The 17,297-nt window shown below is 59.2% G+C and carries 18 protein-coding genes and 1 tRNA gene; 11 read left to right on the forward strand and 8 right to left on the reverse strand.

Annotated features, from left to right (window positions below):
• The first annotated feature begins 150 nt into the window (after nucleotides 1-150).
• The 5 genes from OK142_RS17125 to OK142_RS17145 all read left to right on the forward strand — a co-directional run bounded on the left by OK142_RS17125 (nucleotide 151) and on the right by OK142_RS17145 (nucleotide 5,763).
• Nucleotides 151-1,266: an RHE_PE00001 family protein gene (locus OK142_RS17125; RefSeq protein ID WP_498684104.1), complete on the forward strand. Its 1,116-nt coding sequence runs from the start codon at nucleotides 151-153 to the stop codon at nucleotides 1,264-1,266.
• A 253-nt stretch (nucleotides 1,267-1,519) separates the two neighbouring features.
• Nucleotides 1,520-1,750: a helix-turn-helix domain-containing protein gene (locus tag OK142_RS17130; protein WP_035223798.1), complete on the forward strand. Its 231-nt coding sequence runs from the start codon at nucleotides 1,520-1,522 to the stop codon at nucleotides 1,748-1,750.
• A gap of 219 nt (nucleotides 1,751-1,969) precedes the next feature.
• Nucleotides 1,970-3,220, forward strand: a complete 1,251-nt coding sequence (locus OK142_RS17135; RefSeq protein WP_498684108.1) for an adenylate/guanylate cyclase domain-containing protein — start codon at nucleotides 1,970-1,972, stop codon at nucleotides 3,218-3,220.
• A 232-nt stretch (nucleotides 3,221-3,452) separates the two neighbouring features.
• A complete protein-coding gene (iolG, locus tag OK142_RS17140; RefSeq protein WP_498684110.1) occupies nucleotides 3,453-4,445 on the forward strand; it encodes an inositol 2-dehydrogenase in 993 nt (330 codons plus the stop codon).
• 433 nt (nucleotides 4,446-4,878) lie between these two features.
• Nucleotides 4,879-5,763 carry a DMT family transporter gene (locus OK142_RS17145; RefSeq protein WP_137039375.1) on the forward strand — a complete coding sequence of 295 codons (885 nt, stop codon included), beginning with the start codon at nucleotides 4,879-4,881 and terminating at the stop codon, nucleotides 5,761-5,763.
• 23 nt (nucleotides 5,764-5,786) lie between these two features.
• On the opposite strand, the gene ocd is transcribed toward OK142_RS17145, so the two are convergent.
• Together ocd and rocF are read right to left on the reverse strand one after the other, a co-directional pair.
• Complete coding sequence (ocd, locus tag OK142_RS17150; RefSeq protein WP_313617187.1) at nucleotides 5,787-6,842, reverse strand: ornithine cyclodeaminase; 1,056 nt, start codon at nucleotides 6,840-6,842, stop codon at nucleotides 5,787-5,789.
• A 13-nt stretch (nucleotides 6,843-6,855) separates the two neighbouring features.
• Nucleotides 6,856-7,776: an arginase gene (gene rocF / locus OK142_RS17155; RefSeq protein ID WP_137039373.1), complete on the reverse strand. Its 921-nt coding sequence runs from the start codon at nucleotides 7,774-7,776 to the stop codon at nucleotides 6,856-6,858.
• Nucleotides 7,777-7,904: 128 nt separating this feature from the next.
• On the opposite strand from rocF, the gene OK142_RS17160 reads away from it, so the two are divergent.
• Nucleotides 7,905-8,342 (forward strand): Lrp/AsnC family transcriptional regulator, encoded by a 438-nt coding sequence (locus OK142_RS17160; RefSeq protein WP_003498251.1) that lies wholly within the window; start codon nucleotides 7,905-7,907, stop codon nucleotides 8,340-8,342.
• Nucleotides 8,343-8,465: 123 nt separating this feature from the next.
• A tRNA-Gln gene (locus tag OK142_RS17165) sits at nucleotides 8,466-8,539 on the forward strand.
• 66 nt (nucleotides 8,540-8,605) lie between these two features.
• On the opposite strand, the gene OK142_RS17170 is transcribed toward OK142_RS17165, so the two are convergent.
• From OK142_RS17170 to bioB, 6 genes are all read right to left on the reverse strand, one after another.
• Nucleotides 8,606-8,800: a hypothetical protein gene (locus tag OK142_RS17170; protein WP_082186011.1), complete on the reverse strand. Its 195-nt coding sequence runs from the start codon at nucleotides 8,798-8,800 to the stop codon at nucleotides 8,606-8,608.
• Between the two features lie 105 nt (nucleotides 8,801-8,905).
• Complete coding sequence (gene bioZ / locus OK142_RS17175) at nucleotides 8,906-9,892, reverse strand: 3-oxopimeloyl-[acyl-carrier-protein] synthase BioZ (RefSeq protein WP_498684115.1); 987 nt, start codon at nucleotides 9,890-9,892, stop codon at nucleotides 8,906-8,908.
• 42 nt (nucleotides 9,893-9,934) lie between these two features.
• Nucleotides 9,935-11,230, reverse strand: a complete 1,296-nt coding sequence (locus OK142_RS17180; RefSeq protein ID WP_498684117.1) for an adenosylmethionine--8-amino-7-oxononanoate transaminase — start codon at nucleotides 11,228-11,230, stop codon at nucleotides 9,935-9,937.
• Nucleotides 11,227-11,865 carry a dethiobiotin synthase gene (gene bioD / locus OK142_RS17185; protein ID WP_498684119.1) on the reverse strand — a complete coding sequence of 213 codons (639 nt, stop codon included), beginning with the start codon at nucleotides 11,863-11,865 and terminating at the stop codon, nucleotides 11,227-11,229. The genes OK142_RS17180 and bioD overlap by 4 nt, the downstream gene beginning before the upstream one ends.
• Complete coding sequence (locus OK142_RS17190) at nucleotides 11,862-13,004, reverse strand: 8-amino-7-oxononanoate synthase (protein ID WP_498684120.1); 1,143 nt, start codon at nucleotides 13,002-13,004, stop codon at nucleotides 11,862-11,864. Before OK142_RS17190 ends, bioD begins: the two co-directional genes overlap by 4 nt.
• Entirely contained in the window at nucleotides 13,001-14,020 is a 1,020-nt protein-coding gene (bioB, locus tag OK142_RS17195) for a biotin synthase BioB (RefSeq protein ID WP_498684122.1), read from the reverse strand. The genes OK142_RS17190 and bioB overlap by 4 nt, the downstream gene beginning before the upstream one ends.
• A gap of 234 nt (nucleotides 14,021-14,254) precedes the next feature.
• Here bioB and OK142_RS17200 point away from each other — a divergent pair, with 234 nt between their 5' ends.
• From OK142_RS17200 to OK142_RS17215, 4 genes are all read left to right on the forward strand, one after another.
• Entirely contained in the window at nucleotides 14,255-14,701 is a 447-nt protein-coding gene (locus OK142_RS17200) for an acetyltransferase (protein ID WP_082185146.1), read from the forward strand.
• 105 nt (nucleotides 14,702-14,806) lie between these two features.
• Nucleotides 14,807-15,706: an AraC family transcriptional regulator gene (locus OK142_RS17205; protein WP_498684124.1), complete on the forward strand. Its 900-nt coding sequence runs from the start codon at nucleotides 14,807-14,809 to the stop codon at nucleotides 15,704-15,706.
• Nucleotides 15,707-15,803: 97 nt separating this feature from the next.
• Nucleotides 15,804-16,733, forward strand: coding sequence for a hypothetical protein (locus OK142_RS17210; protein WP_498684126.1), 930 nt, complete (start codon nucleotides 15,804-15,806; stop codon nucleotides 16,731-16,733).
• Between the two features lie 89 nt (nucleotides 16,734-16,822).
• On the forward strand, nucleotides 16,823-17,233 hold the full coding sequence (locus OK142_RS17215) for a hypothetical protein (protein ID WP_035242985.1): 411 nt from the start codon (nucleotides 16,823-16,825) through the stop codon (nucleotides 17,231-17,233).
• Nucleotides 17,234-17,297: the final 64 nt, after the last annotated feature.

A 17,297-nucleotide genomic window follows, 5' to 3' on the forward strand; every position in this document is an offset into this window, starting at 1 on the left:
GCGTAATGACGATAGGGGTGGATATTATCGCGATTTTTGGTGTTCGGGTACTGTGAAGTTCGGCATGTTTTAAAACCGATGCCGCGACAGCAAAACCAGAGACCTGTTATCGATCTTGTCACCCGCCTTTGCTCAAACTAAAAAATATCAATGATTTACGATATATCCGACGTCCAGATCGAAAAGCTTCTCATACCCGCCGCCCGCGCGGGCGAGGCACTGGCGCGGCTGGACGAGCGGATCAGCCGCTCGCCGATGAAACAGGGCTTCATCGAAAGACAGGATTTTACCGATGCCATTTCATCCATGTGGGTGGATGGCGAACTCGTCCATATGGAAGATCTTGTTCTGCATGACGCCCATATGGACGTGCGGGCGCCAACCCACGAGATGACGGCGGCGCACCGCATCCTGCGCTCGAGGCGATTGATCTTTTCCAATGCGACCGGCTGGGCCTTCACTGCGCAGGGTCTTTCCCGCCTGCGCGGCAAGATGGCAATTGCCGCCGACGAGACGGCATTTGCGAGTAAAGCGGTCGCTCAATCCAACAGCGAAGAGGCGGAAACGGATGGAGAGACGCCGCTGGACGGGGCTTTTTCTGAGCTGGACGCGTTGCTGGCGCGAAGCGCCGCAACGCTGAACGCCATCACCGCCGGCACGACGCTTGCGCCTGCGGCACATAGGGAAGAGGCCCATCCGATGGTCAACGATCCCGACTGGGATGAGGAGGAAAGGCTGAAGGAATGGCGGCAGGTCCACAGCCAGACGGAGGAACTGCCGACGATCCTGCGCACCGCAATCCTGCTGGATGCCTGGAACATGATCGAGGTCCTGCAGCGCAGTCCATGGCTGGGCAGGCTGCTGGCGGCGGCTTTTCTGCGCGACGGAGCTGTCTCTCCCGATCATCTGCCGGCGCTCAGCGCCGGCCTTCGCGCCGTTCCACGCGAGCGGCGGCACGCCAGAAACCAGACGCAGCGCCTCCTCGCCCTTCTCGACAGCTTTTATGAAGCAGCATTCGCCAGCATGAAGGAACATGACAGGCTGACCCATGCGCGCGAGCGCATGATGCGCAAGCTGGCCGGCCGGCGATCTTCCTCGCGTCTGCCCGAACTGGTGGAGCTTGTGGTCTCCCGGCCGGTGGTCTCGGCGGCGATGATCGTCAAGGAACTCGGCACCACGCCACAGGGCGCAATCGGGCTCGCCAATCAGCTGGAATTGCGGGAAGTTACCGGCCGCGGCCGTTTCCGCGCCTGGGGCATGCTGTAAGCCAGCCACCCTTAAAGGCCTGCGTGACACGGCAAACACACGTTTTATCCGCCCCTTTTCATAACTGAAAAATGCCTCGGGAATGCGGCGATCACGAATCGTAACAAAATTTAACTATTGCGTAGGTGGACGAAGCGTCTATGTTCCTCGCTGCGTTGCAGCACCAACTTATTCTCCGGCAACGCGGTCGCATTCGGTCCGGCAACTTTTTTCTGCCGCCCGCATTAAAGTGTCCATCATGAGGGAGATGCAAATGACAATTTCAGTCTCACAACCCGATTCAGATCAAGAAACAGATGCTCCTTTTGCCAGAAAGGTTCTGACCGCTCGCAATCTCGCCGGTTATACCGTCGAGCAGCTTGCAATAACCTGCGGCCTGACAACCAGCGAAATTCGCGCCCTGGAAGACGGCACGGACAGCGATCCGCTCCGCATCAGGCGTGTTGCCGCCGCCCTGCATATTCCCGTAGAAACCGTAATCTGATCGTTCAGAACGATCACAGCAACTTTCAGCGCCGCCGGGGACGATGTTCACACGAATATCCGGGCGGCGCGCGCGGCTGAGCATTGGCAGCCCTTGCGAACATTTTCCGGACCGCTCTCTTAACATTTCCGTTACCCGGCACCACATGTTGTCCGCACGGGCCATGCTCCGCATCTGGCCCGCCCGCACGAGAGCAGCAACAACCTCCGGAATCCTGCCATGACATTTAATCTCGACACCGAAGAACGGGTTTCTTCAGCTTTGGATGAATTGTGGCCGGCGGAGAAAACGGAAATTCTCGACTGGCTCATCACCGGCACGAAGGATGAACGCTTTATCGACGAGATTTTCGTCGAGCTTTGCAGCAGGTTGCGGGCAAGCGGCGTTTCCGTCGCCCGCGGCGTGCTCGCTTTCCGCATTCGTCATCCGCAATGGCTTGGCGCGCGGATTTTGTGGAAAGCCGGCATGTCGTCCGCCGACATCGCCACCTATGGCTATGGCTCGGAAAGTACGCCGGAATATCTGAACAGCCCCATCAATGACATCCATCAGGGGGCCACAGAGATTCGCCTCCGCCTGGATGATGAGGGGGACGATGAAACCGGCTATACGATCTATGAGGAGTTGCGGGCCGACGGGTTGACGGATTATCTGGCGTGGCCAATCGAACATACGTTCGGCAAGCGCCATGTCGCGACTTTTTCCAGTGACCGGGCGGGCGGCTTTACGGAAGCGGAAATCCTCGCCTTGAAAAACCTGCTGCCGGCGCTCGCGCTGGTGAGCGAAATACGCCTGAAGAACCGCATGACGCGCACGCTGCTGGAGACCTATGTGGGTCCCCATGCGGGCGAAAAAATCCTCAATGGCGCAACGACACGCGGCAGCGGCATGACGGTGGGTGCAGCGATCCTGATCTGCGACCTGCGCAACTTTACCCATATTTCCGACCTCTGGCCGCGCGACGACGTCATCGAACTTCTGAACGGCTATTTCGACGCCATGTGCGATCCGATCGAGGAGTTCGGCGGGGAAATCCTGAAATTCATGGGCGACGGGCTGCTGGCGGTTTTTCCGCTCAGCGATCCGCAGGCCTGTGAAAACCTGCTGAAAGCCATTGCAAGCGCACAGAAAAGCCTCGTCGCGCTTAACGAAATCAATTGCCAGAAGGGCCACGATCCTCTGGGCTACGGCATCGGCGTCCATGTCGGCGATGTCATGTACGGCAATATCGGTTCCAAAACCCGTCTCGATTTCACCGTCATCGGCCCCGCCGTGAACATCGCCTCGCGGCTTGAAACCCTGACGAAAGAAACCGGCCGCAGCGTGCTTTTTTCCGAGGACTTCGTCCGTATGGCCGGATATCGGGACAAGCTGGAAAATCTGGGGCCATGGCTGCTGCGCGGCCTCGAAACCCCGGTCGAGGTTTATGCGCTTCCCCAAAATACGGTTACGGCGCCTTCCGTCGACTGATTGCCCCACCGGCTTTCAACGCCTCCCGTTTTGTTTTTTTCACCGCAGCGGCCGTCCGTAGCGAGTGGCCGTCGCGGAATGATTTCGGCCGCCTCAACCATCGTCAAAACGCTTGACACGCCTCCGATGTCGATCTAGCAAAATGGAACATATATTCCATATCGAAACATTGTTTGCGTTCATATTCTGTCTTTCCGGGAGTGAGGGACGGGTGTGAGGAACCGGAGGAAAGATGGTTACGAAATTGGCACTGCTCGGCGCTGGACGGATCGGCAAGGTCCACGCCAAGGCGATTACCACCGACAGCCGCGCGAAGCTGGTTGCCGTCGTGGACGCCATGGCCGGCGCTGCGGAAGCAATCGCCCGCGAAGCGCAGTGCAAGGTCAGCACGATCGACGAGGTTCTGGCCGACAAGACGATCGACGCCGTCATCATCTGCACGCCGACAAACACCCATGCCGATCTGATCGAGCGTTTCGCCCGCGCCGGCAAGGCCATCTTCTGCGAAAAGCCCGTTGATCTGGATGTTGCCCGCGCGGAAGCCTGCGCCAAGGTGGTTGAAGAAACCGGCGCGAAGGTGATGCTCGGTTTCAACCGGCGTTTCGATCCGCATTTCCAGGCCGTGCACAAGGCAATAGAGGATGGCCGCATCGGCAAGGTTGAAATGGTGACCATTACCAGCCGCGATCCCGGCCCGCCGCCTGCCGAATATATCAAGGTTTCCGGCGGTATTTTCCGTGACATGACCATTCATGATTTCGACATGGCCCGGTTCCTGCTAGGCGAGGAAGTGGAAAGCGTGTTCGCAACAGGTTCCGTTCTCGTCAATCTCGAGATCGGTGCACTTGGCGATTTCGACAGCGCCAGCATCATCCTGACGACGAAGAGCGGCAGGCAGGCGATCATCTCGAATTCGCGGCGCGCGACCTATGGTTACGATCAGCGTATCGAGGTGCATGGTTCGCTCGGTTCGGCAGCGGCTGAAAACCAGCGGCCTGTCTCCATCGAAATCGCCAATGCCGAAGGCTACACCCGTCCGCCGCTGCATGATTTCTTCATGACGCGTTATACGGCAGCCTATGCTGCGGAAATCACCGCTTTCATCGATAGCATCGAAAACAATGTCGCACCGGCACCCTCCATCAAGGATGGCCTGATCGCGTTGAAACTGGCTGACGCCGCGTTGAAATCCGCGACTTCGAAGACGGCCGTGACGATCGGCTGAAGGCTGCCGACTGCTTAAGCCGCAGCGTATTCTGAACATCCTGTCCGCCGCGCAATCGCTGACGGCGGACAGCACATTTTACCAGGTCCCCGCCAATGGCGGCGGCAATGTTTCGCCAGTCTCAACGTCACCCTCGGGCTTGACCCGAGGGTCCAGGGTTTCGACGTTTATGGATCCTCTGGTCAAGCCCGAGGATGACGGAGCGGAGGTTGTCGGGAAAAGCCCAATCCAGGACGGCAGCCGGCGATCATAGGCTATGAATCCTCTGACACGACAATACATCCAGCCGGCAACCTGCCTTGAAAAAGGCAGCCACCGCACTTGCATAGCAGCCATTCGGAAAATAAGGTTGTCTGACAAGATGCGGCCGTAACATATGGCGGCTATCACCTCATTCACGCCGATTTCGCCGGCAACATCCCGACGGTTTCTTATGCCATCTCACAAGACCGGTTATCTTTATGCGCTTGTCGCCTTCACGATCTTTGCGGCGCAGGATGGCATATCGAAACACCTGGGCACCTTCTATCCGCCCGTCTTCGTCGCCATGCTGCGATACTGGGCCTTCGCCGTCTTCGTTCTGCTGATGGCTGCAAGATCTTCTGGCGGCATCCGTGGCGCCGTCATGGCCAACCGTCCGTGGCTGCAAATAAGCCGCGGCGTCCTGCTTGCCGTTCAGATCGTTTTTTCCATCTTCACCTTTGCCGTTGTCGGGCTGGCGCACAGCCATTCCATCCTCGCCTCCGCCCCGCTGATCGTTGCGGCTCTTTCCGTGCCATTGCTGGGAGAACATGTGGGCTGGCGGCGCTGGTGCGCCATTTTCGTCGGCTTCATCGGCGTTCTCGTCATCCTGAAGCCGGATGGCGAGGGTTTCGACAACAGCCTGCTGATCACCTTTGTCGCCGTCTTCATGCTTGCGCTTTATAGCGTCCTGACCCGCCTCGGCAGCAAGAGCGACTCAGCGATGACGAGCTTTTTTTATACCGGCGTGGCCGGTGCGGCAGCACTGACGCTGGTCGGCCCGTTTTACTGGGTAAGCATCGCACCGCAGGACTGGGGATGGATGCTGGCGCTCTGCATTACCGGCATGAGCGGCCATTATTGCCTGATCAAGGCATTCGAACTGGCGGATGCAGCCTCGGTACAGCCCTTTTCCTATTACCAGCTGGTGCTTGTCTCGATCATCGGCGTCACCGTCTACGGCGAGGTCGTGACGTCGAATATGGTTCTGGGCGCAGCGATCGTGATTGCCGCCGGTCTCTTCACCATCTGGCGCGAACATGTGGTCGGCCGGAAGGAACGCCGGCAGGCGGACTAACGTCGTCCGCGCCGGACACCCCCTTAGACGAGAGCCGCCTCGCAACGCAGCAGCATTCCGAACAGGTCGCGCGGCTCGTCCGGATCGGCCAGCAAGTCAAGCTCGGTATAAAGCCCGGTCGCTGCCAGTTTCGAGCGCACATAACGCAGCGCCGAAAAATCCTCGGTCGCAAAACCGACGCTGTCGAAGAGCGTGATCTGCCTGTCGCTTACCCGCCCCTGTTTTTCCCCGGTCATGACCTGCCAAAGCTCGGTAACGGGATAGTCCGCCGGCAATTGCTGGATTTCGCCTTCGATGCGCGTCTGCGGCGGGTATTCGACGAAAATATCCGATCGCAGCAGAATATCCCGGTGTAATTCCGTCTTTCCGGGACAATCGCCGCCAACGGCATTGATGTGAATGCCGGGACCAACCATGTTGTCGGTGAGGATCGTTGCATATTGCTTGTCGGCCGTGACGGTGGTGATGATATCGGCACCTTCCACCGCGCTTTGCGCGCTATCGCAAATCTCGATGGTGAAGCCCTGCCCGGCAAGATTGCGGGCGCATTTTTCACTGGCCGAGCAGTCGATATCGAAAAGCCGCACCGTATCGATGCCAAGAATGGCCTTGAAGGCGCGCGCCTGAAACTCGCTCTGCGCACCATTGCCGATAATGGCCATCGAGCGGGCATTTTTACGGGCGAGATGTTTTGCAGCGACGGCGGAGGTGGCGGCGGTGCGCAGCGCCGTCAGGATCGTCATTTCGGTCAGAAGCAGCGGATAACCGTTGCCGACATCGGAAAGCACGCCGAATGCCGTCACCGTCTGGCGGCCTTCCTTCATGTTTTTCGGATGGCCGTTGACATATTTGAAGCCGTAAAGCGTCCCGTCACTGGTGGGCATCAACTCGATGACGCCCTCCTTGGAATGCGAGGCGATACGTGGCGTCTTGTCGAAGCTTTCCCAGCGGCGGAAATCTTCCTCCACCACATCCGCAAGCTCACGCAGGAACGTATCTATCCCCACCCGAAGCACGAGTTTCATCATGTGATCGACGCTGACGAAAGGCACGATATTGAGGTTCGGTATTGCCGTCATCGGATAACCCCTTTCAGCCGGCCCGCGTGGGGCGGTCCATGACCCGCTTGCCCATGAGGCTGGCCGCGAGATCGACCATCAGGGTTGCGGTCCTGCCGCGCTCGTCGAGGAACGGATTGAGCTCCACCAGATCGAGACTGCACACCAGCCCGCTATCATGCAGCATTTCCATCACCAGATGCGCCTCACGGAATGTCGCGCCCCCCGGAACCGTGGTGCCGACCGCAGGGGCAATCGAAGGCTCAAGGAAATCGACATCGAGACTGACATGCAGCAGGCCGTTTGCCGCCTGCACCTTCGCCAGGAATGCGCGCAACAGCACGGCCACGCCATGTTCGTCTATGGAGCGCATGTCGTGAACGGTGATGCCGCTTTTTTCCAGCGCCGCCCTCTCGGCCGGATCAACGCTGCGGATACCGATCATGCCGATATTTTCTTCGGGAACCGCATGGGACAAAGGTGGGAAATAACCCGCAAACCCGTCGCGGCCGCTGAAATAGGCGACCGGCGTACCATGCAGATTGCCGCTGCGCGTCGTTTCCAGCGTGTGATAATCAGTATGGGCATCGAGCCAGAGCACGAAAAACGGACGGCCGCTTTCGGCCACCCGGCGCGCCATGCCGGCAACCGTTCCGGCCGAGATCGCATGGTCGCCGCCAAGAAAGATCGGCACGGCCGAAGCGCTCTCGCGATAGGCGGCGTCCGTCAGCGCCTCGGTCCAGGCCACAGTCTCAGCGAGATGATGCACCGCTGGATTGGGGTGGGAAAATTCCTTGAGCGGCGCTGGCGTCACATTGCCGGTATCAACCACGCGATGGCCCAGATCTTCGAGAGCGCGTGTGAGACCGGCGATGCGATAGGCACTCGGCCCCATCTCACATCCCAGTTGCCCGGCACCGATTTGCAACGGCGCACCGATCAGCCTGATATCCATTTGAACCCTCGCTTTTCAATCGACCCTCAATAGACCACAGAGACATGGCGGAATGAACATCAAATATTGGCAATCTTATCGAAGAAGGCTATCAGTTTGGTAAAATCTATTTCTCAGAATGGCTATGTATGGATATTCTCGACGAACGGCTCGTGACCCTTTTGCGGCACAATGGCAGACGCAGCATTTCCGATCTGGCGATCGAGACGGCGACTTCGCGCGCGACGGTGCGGTCGCATATCGAAAAAATGGAAAATGACGGCACCATCATCGGTTACACCGTCATCCTGCGCGCCGATGCCGTGGAGGCAGCAATCCGCGGCATCATGATGATCGAGATTGAAGGCCATGTGACGGACCGCGTCATCCGCACGCTTGGCGGCTTCCCGGAAATATCCGAAATCCACACCACCAATGGGCGCTGGGATCTGATCGTGGAACTCAACGCCGCGACGCTCAGCGATTTCGACGCGGTGCTGCGCCGCATCCGCCTCGTGCCCGGCATCACCGGCAGCGAGACAAGCATTCTGCTCTCCACCCCGCGCTCCACCCGTGCGCGGCTGTAATCAACAGACGAAACGCAAAAGAGCGGTGAAAACGCATTTTTCGATTTTTTCGACTTGCGCGCCGCAATAAATCATCTATATGACGACCCACCAAAGCGAACGCGGCAACGCGCTTCGGGCTTTTGGGGAATAGTTCAATGGTAGAACGACGGACTCTGACTCCGTTAATCTTGGTTCGAATCCAGGTTCCCCAGCCAATCTTCTTCATCCATCAAATCAAGAAATTAGACAGACCGAAGTGCCGAAATATCCGGCATTGCGCATTATGACGGCTGGTCCGGGACGATCCACCAGAATAGTTGCACGAGGTCGTTCCAGAGCCTGACGGTGTCATCGATCATCGCTGTCACTTCTGTATAGGCGTAAATGGCCAAAAGCGTCAGAACCGCCAGCAGCAGCCACGGCCAGATTGGGCGTCTTGGCTGTGTTGCATCATGTTCTTTTTCATCGAGGTTCAATGGCAGCCTCCCGGTTTACTTTGAGACTATGACGAAAAGCAGCGGGGCCGCAATGACATGCGCAGCCCCGTTCACGCGATGCGGCCTGTCGTTTTTTGAGTTGGCTTAAACTCGATAAATAACTGCACCTCCGGTCAGGCCCGCCCCTGCCGCAGTCAATAACAGCGTCTCTCCCTCAACAAAGCGTCTTTCAGCATTGGCAACCGAAAGCGAAAGCGGAATGGTGGCAGCGGACGAATTACCGAAAGTCTCGATCGTGCGCACCGTTTTTTGCCGGTCAATGCCGAGATTGCCGCAGACGGCATCGAACATGCGTGCATTGGCCTGATGCGGAACGAAACGGTCGATACTGGCTGCTTCAATTCCGGCCTGTTGCAGCACCTGCTGTGAAGTCTGCGTCATCATGGCCACGGCGCGGGAGAAGACTTCCCGGCCATCCCGCATCGTCATCAGGGCATCTTCGGCGGGCATCCCAGCGGAAAAAGGCTGGCTGCTGCCACCAGCCGCTATCTGGATAAGGTCGTAACCGCTGCCATCAGAAACGAGATCGGCGGAGAGAAGTCCGCGTTGCGCGTCCCGGCACGGGGCAAGCACGACGGCCCCGGCGGCATCGGCGAACAGAACCGCGCTCGCCCTTTCCGCCGGATTGATGCGGCGGCTTAAAATATTGGCGGCGACGACGAGTACCGCGCGGCCGTGGGTGCGGACAAAACCATCCGCAAGGGTGAGCGCATAAAGAAAACCGGAGCAGGCACCGGCAAGATCGATTGCGCCGGAGCGTGTCAGACCCAGCTGATGGGCGAGCAATGGTGCGGAAGGTGGCAGAAGGTGGTCTGGAGTTGACGTCGCCAGCAATGTCAGGGCGATGTCCTCAGAGCCAAGTTTCGCGTCCTCCAGCGCCATGCGCCCGGCTCTTGCCGCAAGGCCGCTTAACGTCTCGCCCTCTTCGGCCCAATAGCGTGTCCGGATGCCTGTCCGCCGCTCGATCCAGCTCGCTTCCAGCCCAAGACGCGTCTCAATCTCGGCATTGCCGACACATCGCGCCGGGACGGCATGTCCGAAACCGGCCATGCGGGAAGAACGTGTCTGCATTGTCAGGCCTTTCGGAAATTCTTGAAAAAGCGGATGTCCGGCTTACGCGATCCAGGCGGCACGGGAATTTGCCGGCATGGCCTCGGTCACGATCGCGGCCACTTCATCAATGGCGTCGAAGACGTGGGCCAGGTCCTGCGCCGTCGTGCAATAGGGCGGCATCAGATAGATGACGTTGCCGAGCGGGCGGATGATGAGCCCACGCTCCCGGAAGAGTTTCCGCATGCGCGGGCCGGCCTCGGCGAGATAACCGCCGGAGGGCACCGCGAGGTCGAGCGCCGCTATGGTTCCCGCCTGGCGAATATTGGTGAAACGCCTGTCCCCCGCAAAACGCCCGAGGTTGTTTTGCAGGGTTTCTTGCAGTTGCCCGATGCGCTGCGCTACGGGCTCATCGCGCCAGACCTGCAGATTGGCAACGGCGGCGGCGCAGGCGATCGGGTTGGCGGTGTAGGAACTTGAATGGAAAAACGTCTTGCGGCGATCGGTTGAAAAATGCGCGTCGAAGATGTCTCCGCTGCACAGCGTTGCCGCAAGCGGCAGCGAACCGCCGGTAAGCCCCTTGGAAGTGCATAGAATATCCGGTGAAATCCCGGCCTGTTCACAGGCGAAGATGGTTCCCGTTCTGCCCCAGCCCGTCATCACCTCATCGGCTATGAGCAGGCAGCCGTAACGTTCGGCGATCTGCTTCAGCCCGGTCAGAACCTCCGCGCCGTAAATCTTCATGCCACCGGAGCCGAGAACCAGCGGCTCGATGAGCAGGGCGGCAATGCGGCCCGAACGGCAGTAACTCTCGAACATGTCGAGCGTCTCCTGCTCGCCGCCATGTTCTGGAAAAGCGAGCCGGTCGACACCAAAAAGCAGCGCTTCATAAGCGGCATTGAACACGCCGCGCTCACCCGTCGACATGGTGCCGATCGTATCCCCATGATAGCCGTGCTCCATGACCACGATGCGGTCGCGCTTTTCCCCGCGATTGTGAAAATAACCGAGCGCCATTTTCAGCGCCACTTCCACCGAGGTCGAGCCGCTATCGGAATAAAATACATGTTCCAACCCGGCAGGAGCGCGCTCGATCAGCCCTTTCGCCAGCGTTTCGGCCGGTTCATGCGAGAATTCGGCGAAGATGATCTGGTCTAGTGCCTCGGTCGCGGCGCGAATGGCTGCCATGATTGCCGGGTGCCGGTGGCCGTGGGTGATGACCCACCAGGATGAGATGGCATCGAACAGCCGCTTGCCATCCTCATCGACCAGAAAGGCGCCTTCCGCCGAGACAATGCGTTTCATCGGCGGTTCCAGCCCATGCTGGGTGAAAGGATGCCAGACAGGGGAACGGCTCATGCCGGCGCCTCCAGAAAATCAGCGAGATCAAATTGTTGGGCGAATGTCTGGTGGAGCGTCTCGGCGCTCATCTCCGGCAGGCGCGGCAACCGGCCAAGCGAACGGACACCGCCAATATCGGCGATGATGCGCTGATTTTCCCGGTTCTCGTCGCCGATGAAAACCACACCGTGGACCGGAATTGCCCTTTGCCGCAGGGCCTCAAGCGACAGCAGCGTGTGGTTGATGGTGCCGAGTGAGGTTCTGGCGCACAGGATCAGCGGAGTTCGCCAGCGGGCGAAAATATCGGCGAACAGCAATTTGTCGGTCAGCGGCACCAGCAGGCCGCCCGCCCCTTCGATCACCAGCGGCCCGTCCGTTTCCGGCGGAATCAGACGTTCGGGGTCGATCGTCACGCCTTCAAGTCGGGCCGAAAGATGCGGTGAGGCTGGCATTTTCAGCCGATAGGCTTCCGGCAGGATGCGTGCGCGGGATACGCCGCCCAGCCGCTCAACCACTTCGCTATCGGTCTCTTCATCGAGGCCGGATTGCACCGGTTTCCAGTAATATGCCTGCAGGGCATGGGTGAGCGCGGCGGAAAAAACCGTCTTGCCAATACCCGTATCGGTGCCGGAAACGACGAAACGAAGGCTCATTGTCCTTCCTCCATAACCAGGGCAAGCCGCCCGATCATGGTGGCGATCTGGTTCTCATCGACATTGAGCGTGATGGAGATGCGCAGGCGCGCCGTGCCTTCCGGCACCGTCGGCGGGCGGATTGCCCTGACGTCGAAACCGCCATCCCGCATACGCGCGGCAATCCGCAGCGCACGGGCATTGTCACCGATCATCACCGGCAAGATCTGCGAGCCGCTGGGTGCCATACCAAGCCGGGCATGCAATTGTTCGCCGGCAAAGTTCATCAACTCTTTCAGCCGCGTGCGCCGCCAGGATTCGTCGGTGACGATCCGCAAGGCCTCCCGCATCGCCGCCGCCATCAGCGGCGACGGGGCGGTCGAATAGATGAAACCGCGGGCTCGGTTGGTGAGATAATCGGCAAGAATCGCAGGCAGGCTCAAAAGCGCACCGGAGAGGCCAAGTGCCTTGCCGCAGGTGTGCAGCGCCACCACATTGTCCCGACCCTCCAGTTCCGCAGCAAAGCCACGCCCGCCGGGGCCAAACACGCCAGTGGCATGGGCCTCGTCGACGACAAGGACGCCTTCGTGTTTCTCGGCGAGATCGGCAAGGGCCGCAAGCGGCGCGCAATCTCCATCCATGGAATAAAGGCTTTCCACCGCGATCCACGGTCGACCTTTGCCGCCCGCCTGTCGCCAGCGGTTTATTTCCCGCTCAAATGCCTCGACCTGATTATGCGACACGGCGACCGCATTCGCCTTGCCCGCCGCAATGCCATCATGCACGCTGGCATGGATCAGTTCATCGTGAAGCACGAGATCGTCCCGAAGCGGCAAGGCAGAGAAAAGCGCGACATTGGCGGCAAATCCGCTGCCGAAATAGATCGTTCTTTCGGAACCGAAGAACATCGCCGCCTCCGCTTCAAGCGCCTCATGTTCCGGATGGTTACCGCGCAGCAGCCGCGAGCCACCGGCTCCGACGGGCACGCCCCGGTCGATCGCGGCGGCAATCGCTGCCTTCAGCCGGGGCGCATCGGCAAGCCCCAGATAATCGTTGGAGGTGAAGTCGATCCCCTCCTGAGGGGAGAGCGCGCGCAGCCGCGATTTGCGGCGCAGGCCGGCAAGCTTCGCTTCATAGGGAGAGAGCGCCGAAACGGTCACCGGCACCCTCCCGCCTCCGCAGGCTGCAATTCCATCGGCTTCAGACCCAGCCGCCGGAACAGCGCCGTATCGTGATCCTCACCCGGATTATCCGCCGTCAGCAGCGTCTCGCCAATGAAGATGGAATTGGCCCCGGCCAGAAAACAGAGCGCCTGCGTCTCATCGCTCATTTCCGTGCGTCCGGCGGAAAGTCGCACATGCGACGTTGGCATCAGGATGCGCGCAAGCGCAATGCTGCGGACGAAATCGATCGGGTCGACCGGATCGGCATTGGCAAGCTTCGAGCCGGGGATCGGGATCAGCATATTGATCGGCACGCTTTCCGGCGGGACCGGCAGATTGGCGAGCGTCACCAGCATCGAAATACGGTCATCGACCGTCTCCCCCATGCCGAGAATGCCGCCTGCGCAAACCTTTATGCCGGCATCACGGACATTGGCGAGCGTTTCCAGCCGGTCCTCGAAGGTGCGGGTGGTGATGATCTGCGAATAGAACCGTTCCGATGTGTCGACGTTGTGATTGTAATAATCGAGCCCGGCATCGGCGAGCCGTTCGGACTGTTCCGGCGTCAGCATGCCGAGCGTCATGCAGGTTTCCATGCCGAGCGCCTTGACGCCTTCGACCATGGCCACCACCGCTTCCATGTCGCGCTCCTTGGGATTGCGCCATGCCGCCCCCATGCAATACCGCGTCGCCCCGCCCTCCTTCGCCTTGCGCGCCTCGGCCAGCACCCGCTCCACCTCCATCAGCTTGGAGGCCTTCAGACCCGTCGGATTGCGGGCGGACTGGCTGCAATAGCTGCAATCCTCCGGGCAGCCGCCAGTCTTGATGGATAAAAGCCGGCTCATCTGAATGGCATTGGCATCGAAATGACGACGATGCACCTGCTGTGCGCGGAAGAGAAGATCGTTAAATGGTAAATTATAGATAATTTTTGCTTCTGCGAGTGACGTATCCGCTTCAATGACGGGAGTCGACACGATATCCGGCTCCATTTGCGCGACAATCTGATCCATTTGGCGGCCTCTCGATTAAAATAAATAGATAGAACTCGGTTTTATCTATTTTTTTTAACACGCCTTTTGCAAGTGCTTTTTTCACGAAAATTGTCGGCCTTAGAAATCGAAGGGAATATGCACAGCCAAATCGCCGGGCTTCGAAGGGTAATTCAGCAGATGAAAAAACACTTTTTGAGAAAGATCAGAATCACCCCCATGGCGCGAAAAGCCGGTAATTGCTAAGGGAAAGCCATGATTACACTTCGCACTTCCGACACTCGCGACACGGGCCGCATCCTTGAGATATGGCGCAAGGCCGTTGACGCCACCCATGGTTTCCTTCGCGCCGAAGATCGCATCGCAATCGAGGACGAAGTTAAGGCTTTTCTTCCGCAGGTCCCTTTGACACTCGCGGTCGATGCGTCGGATCAGCCGATTGGCTTCATGTTTCTGCATGAAGGGCATATGGAGGCGCTTTTCATCGATCCGGGCCATCATGGCAAAGGGATCGGAAGCGCGCTCGTGCAGGCGGCGCTCGCAGCGCATCCGGCGCTGACCACCGATGTCAACGAACAGAATGCGCAGGCCATGGGCTTTTATCGCAAGCTCGGTTTCGAACCGACGGGACGTTCCGATCTCGACGGGCAGGGACGGCCCTATCCACTCGTTCATCTGCAATTTCGCGCGACGGAAAAATAAGCCGCCGGGGCCGGGATCATCGGGGAGGAGGACGTCACGAACACCATCATCCGCTTCGCAACCGAGGATTTTCTGCCCGAGCATCGCTTCGATCAATGGCGCGAAGTGCGCGGCAAAAGCCTGTTCGGCGTGACGATCGAGCTTGCGCCGGATCGTCGCCACAGCTTCAAGGGTTCGTTTCAGGCGCGCGCCATTGCCGGCGCCGTCGTGAGCGAGATGCGCGCTTCCTCCTATCGGGTCAACCGCACGCAGGCCGATATCGCCCGCATTGCCGGCAACAGCCTCTGCATCGGCCTGCAGGTGACAGGGTCTGGGCTGTTACATGCCGGCAGAGACCGGGTCCATTCCGTCAGCGGCGGCGATATCACCATCAACTATTCGGATTTGCCCTATGACGCGATACCGGGCGGCGAGGCGGATTTTCACTATAAGATGCTCAAGATCCCCGTCGACGACGAGGTCATGCTTGGCCAGACGGCCGATGACCTGTTTGCGACGCGTTATGGCGACAATACCGCATTTTCCCGGCCGTTTCGGGCGCTCTTTAATGCGCTGAATGCCGAGCATGGCAGGCTCATCGATCCCGCTCGTGATGTGGCGCATGTCGCGCGGCTTGCCATGACGGCGCGCGGACGCCTTTCGCCCGCCATGCCGGAAGTGCGAGCCGCACTCCGCACCGGACTTTGTTATGCGGCCCAGGACATCATGATGCGCAAGAAATCAAGGCAGAACCTGACGCCTGCCACGGTGGCAAGGGAGCTCGGCATTTCGCTTCGGCAGCTGCACGTCGTTTTCGAGGGTGCGGAACTGTCGTTTTCGCGGACACTGTCCTCCATGCGGATAGAGGAAGCGAAACGCCTGCTGCTGGAATTTCCCGCTTTGCCAATAACGCAGATCGCCTATGGCTGCGGCTTTGACAGCCTCGCCACCTTCTACCGGGTGTTCAGCAGCACCTATGGCATGGCGCCCGGCGAAGTCCGCACGATCCGGCTGCCGACGGCATAAAATTCGCCTCTGCGCGCAATGAGAAGACGCCTCATCATCACCTCTGTAAAGCCCATGGATCGTGCAGTCCCGGCCGGCAATTCGAGGAGCGCTTCCCATGACCAATTTTTTCGATTTCGCGATTTCCGGGCTGCCGGATGTCACCGCATTTCGCCGCAGCCCGCCGCCCGGCGAAATCGAGCGGCTGATTCGAACGGGGTCTTTTGCCGCCGCGCTGCGTCTGCTGTCGGGAAGTTTCATTACCCTCTACGAAGGCTCGCCTGAGCTGACCGGGCTTTTCGCCACACGCCAGAGCCGGCTGCTTTGCCACGCGCTGTTGGCGCTCTATTTTCAAAAGCGCGATACCTGCACGAACGGAGCGGGGGAACCTGCCCTGACCCGGGAAGATTTCGGCCGCCTCGCATTGCGCCATGGCCTCGCCAGCGACGATGTCGCTTATGCCTTTTTCAAAGAGGCGCTGAAACGCGGGCTGACAATTGAGGTGAAAGCCAGCGGACAGGAGACCGATGGGGTAACGCCTTCACCGCTGACACTGGCAATGCTTGCCCAATGGTACGATGTGCATTTTCAGGCACTGGACCTCATCGACGAGGGGTTCAGGGCCTCAAGGTTCATCAAGCAATCTCAAACCATGCTCGCACACATCCATCCGCGTGTGGCGGACGCGCTGCTTTCCAATCCGGAGGTACGTTGCCCGGGCCCGCTTTCCATCATCTTCAACTGGTTCGATGCCGGCGGGTTGCTGATGGACCGCCTGATCGCAGGGATTGACTGGGAAAAACCGACCGAACAGGGCAGGCACCTGACAGATGTAAAAACGGTATCGGAACTGGCAAAACCGCTCTGCCTGACCCGCACCCATGTCGCCCGCAAGCTTGACGCGGCCGAACTGATCGGCGGCATCGGCTGGAGCGGAAGGCGGGGTCGCTCGGCGCTCTGGATATCCCAGGGCTTTTACGAGGAATATGCCCGCATGCAGGCGCGCAAGCTTCTCATTCTCGATGATGCCTTCATGGAGATGGCGTGAGGTTGCGGAACCGGAGGGCACGGTATTTGTCGATGGTTATGAGTGATACCCATTGACAAAATTCGAGAACTACGGCTCTTCTACTGTCCATGCGTAAGATGTTGCAAACATCGAAATTGACGGCACTGCTGTTTAGACTGGTGATGATACTGTCACTGGCGGGTTATAGCGTTTCCACCGTCAATGCCGCAATGCATGGCCCAGACGCTGCGGGAATGCCGCATGACCAATCGGTCAAGATGGATCATGGCGCGATGAAGAGCCACGGTGGTTCGGCCATGGCGTCCGATGATCATCACAAGATGGATGCGGCAGAGCATGACAGCGGCGTTAAAAAGCCGGTCAAGCCGGAATGTTGCGGCGATTTCTGTCTCGGCATGGCCGTGCTGATCGCTCATGATGCGCTGGGCAAACCCGTCGTTAATTCCATCCGTTCCTTCCTCGACGACAGCAAGGCCGTGGGCGAGATCCCGCTCCTTCACCGTCCACCGAATATCTGAACAGGCAAGGCCCGCCTTCTGGGCAATGACCGTGCGTGAGCGGCTTTAGCGCCGTCGCGCCGTT

The organism is Agrobacterium sp. BT-220-3 (genome assembly GCF_025910175.1).
In the GTDB taxonomy this organism is placed as follows: domain Bacteria; phylum Pseudomonadota; class Alphaproteobacteria; order Rhizobiales; family Rhizobiaceae; genus Agrobacterium; species Agrobacterium oryzihabitans.

What these genes read in the sequence shown, in the direction of transcription:
- OK142_RS17125 (WP_498684104.1), top strand. Translation starts at nt 151, where the DNA reads ATGATTTACGATATATCCGACGTCCAGATCGAAAAGCTTCTCATACCC.
- OK142_RS17130 (WP_035223798.1), top strand. Translation starts at nt 1,520, where the DNA reads ATGACAATTTCAGTCTCACAACCCGATTCAGATCAAGAAACAGATGCT.
- OK142_RS17135 (WP_498684108.1), top strand. Translation starts at nt 1,970, where the DNA reads ATGACATTTAATCTCGACACCGAAGAACGGGTTTCTTCAGCTTTGGAT.
- iolG (WP_498684110.1), top strand. Translation starts at nt 3,453, where the DNA reads ATGGTTACGAAATTGGCACTGCTCGGCGCTGGACGGATCGGCAAGGTC.
- OK142_RS17145 (WP_137039375.1), top strand. Translation starts at nt 4,879, where the DNA reads ATGCCATCTCACAAGACCGGTTATCTTTATGCGCTTGTCGCCTTCACG.
- ocd (WP_313617187.1), bottom strand. Translation starts at nt 6,842, where the DNA reads ATGACGGCAATACCGAACCTCAATATCGTGCCTTTCGTCAGCGTCGAT.
- rocF (WP_137039373.1), bottom strand. Translation starts at nt 7,776, where the DNA reads ATGGATATCAGGCTGATCGGTGCGCCGTTGCAAATCGGTGCCGGGCAA.
- OK142_RS17160 (WP_003498251.1), top strand. Translation starts at nt 7,905, where the DNA reads ATGGATATTCTCGACGAACGGCTCGTGACCCTTTTGCGGCACAATGGC.
- bioZ (WP_498684115.1), bottom strand. Translation starts at nt 9,892, where the DNA reads ATGCAGACACGTTCTTCCCGCATGGCCGGTTTCGGACATGCCGTCCCG.
- OK142_RS17180 (WP_498684117.1), bottom strand. Translation starts at nt 11,230, where the DNA reads ATGAGCCGTTCCCCTGTCTGGCATCCTTTCACCCAGCATGGGCTGGAA.
- bioD (WP_498684119.1), bottom strand. Translation starts at nt 11,865, where the DNA reads ATGAGCCTTCGTTTCGTCGTTTCCGGCACCGATACGGGTATTGGCAAG.
- bioB (WP_498684122.1), bottom strand. Translation starts at nt 14,020, where the DNA reads ATGGATCAGATTGTCGCGCAAATGGAGCCGGATATCGTGTCGACTCCC.
- OK142_RS17200 (WP_082185146.1), top strand. Translation starts at nt 14,255, where the DNA reads ATGATTACACTTCGCACTTCCGACACTCGCGACACGGGCCGCATCCTT.
- OK142_RS17210 (WP_498684126.1), top strand. Translation starts at nt 15,804, where the DNA reads ATGACCAATTTTTTCGATTTCGCGATTTCCGGGCTGCCGGATGTCACC.
- OK142_RS17215 (WP_035242985.1), top strand. Translation starts at nt 16,823, where the DNA reads ATGCGTAAGATGTTGCAAACATCGAAATTGACGGCACTGCTGTTTAGA.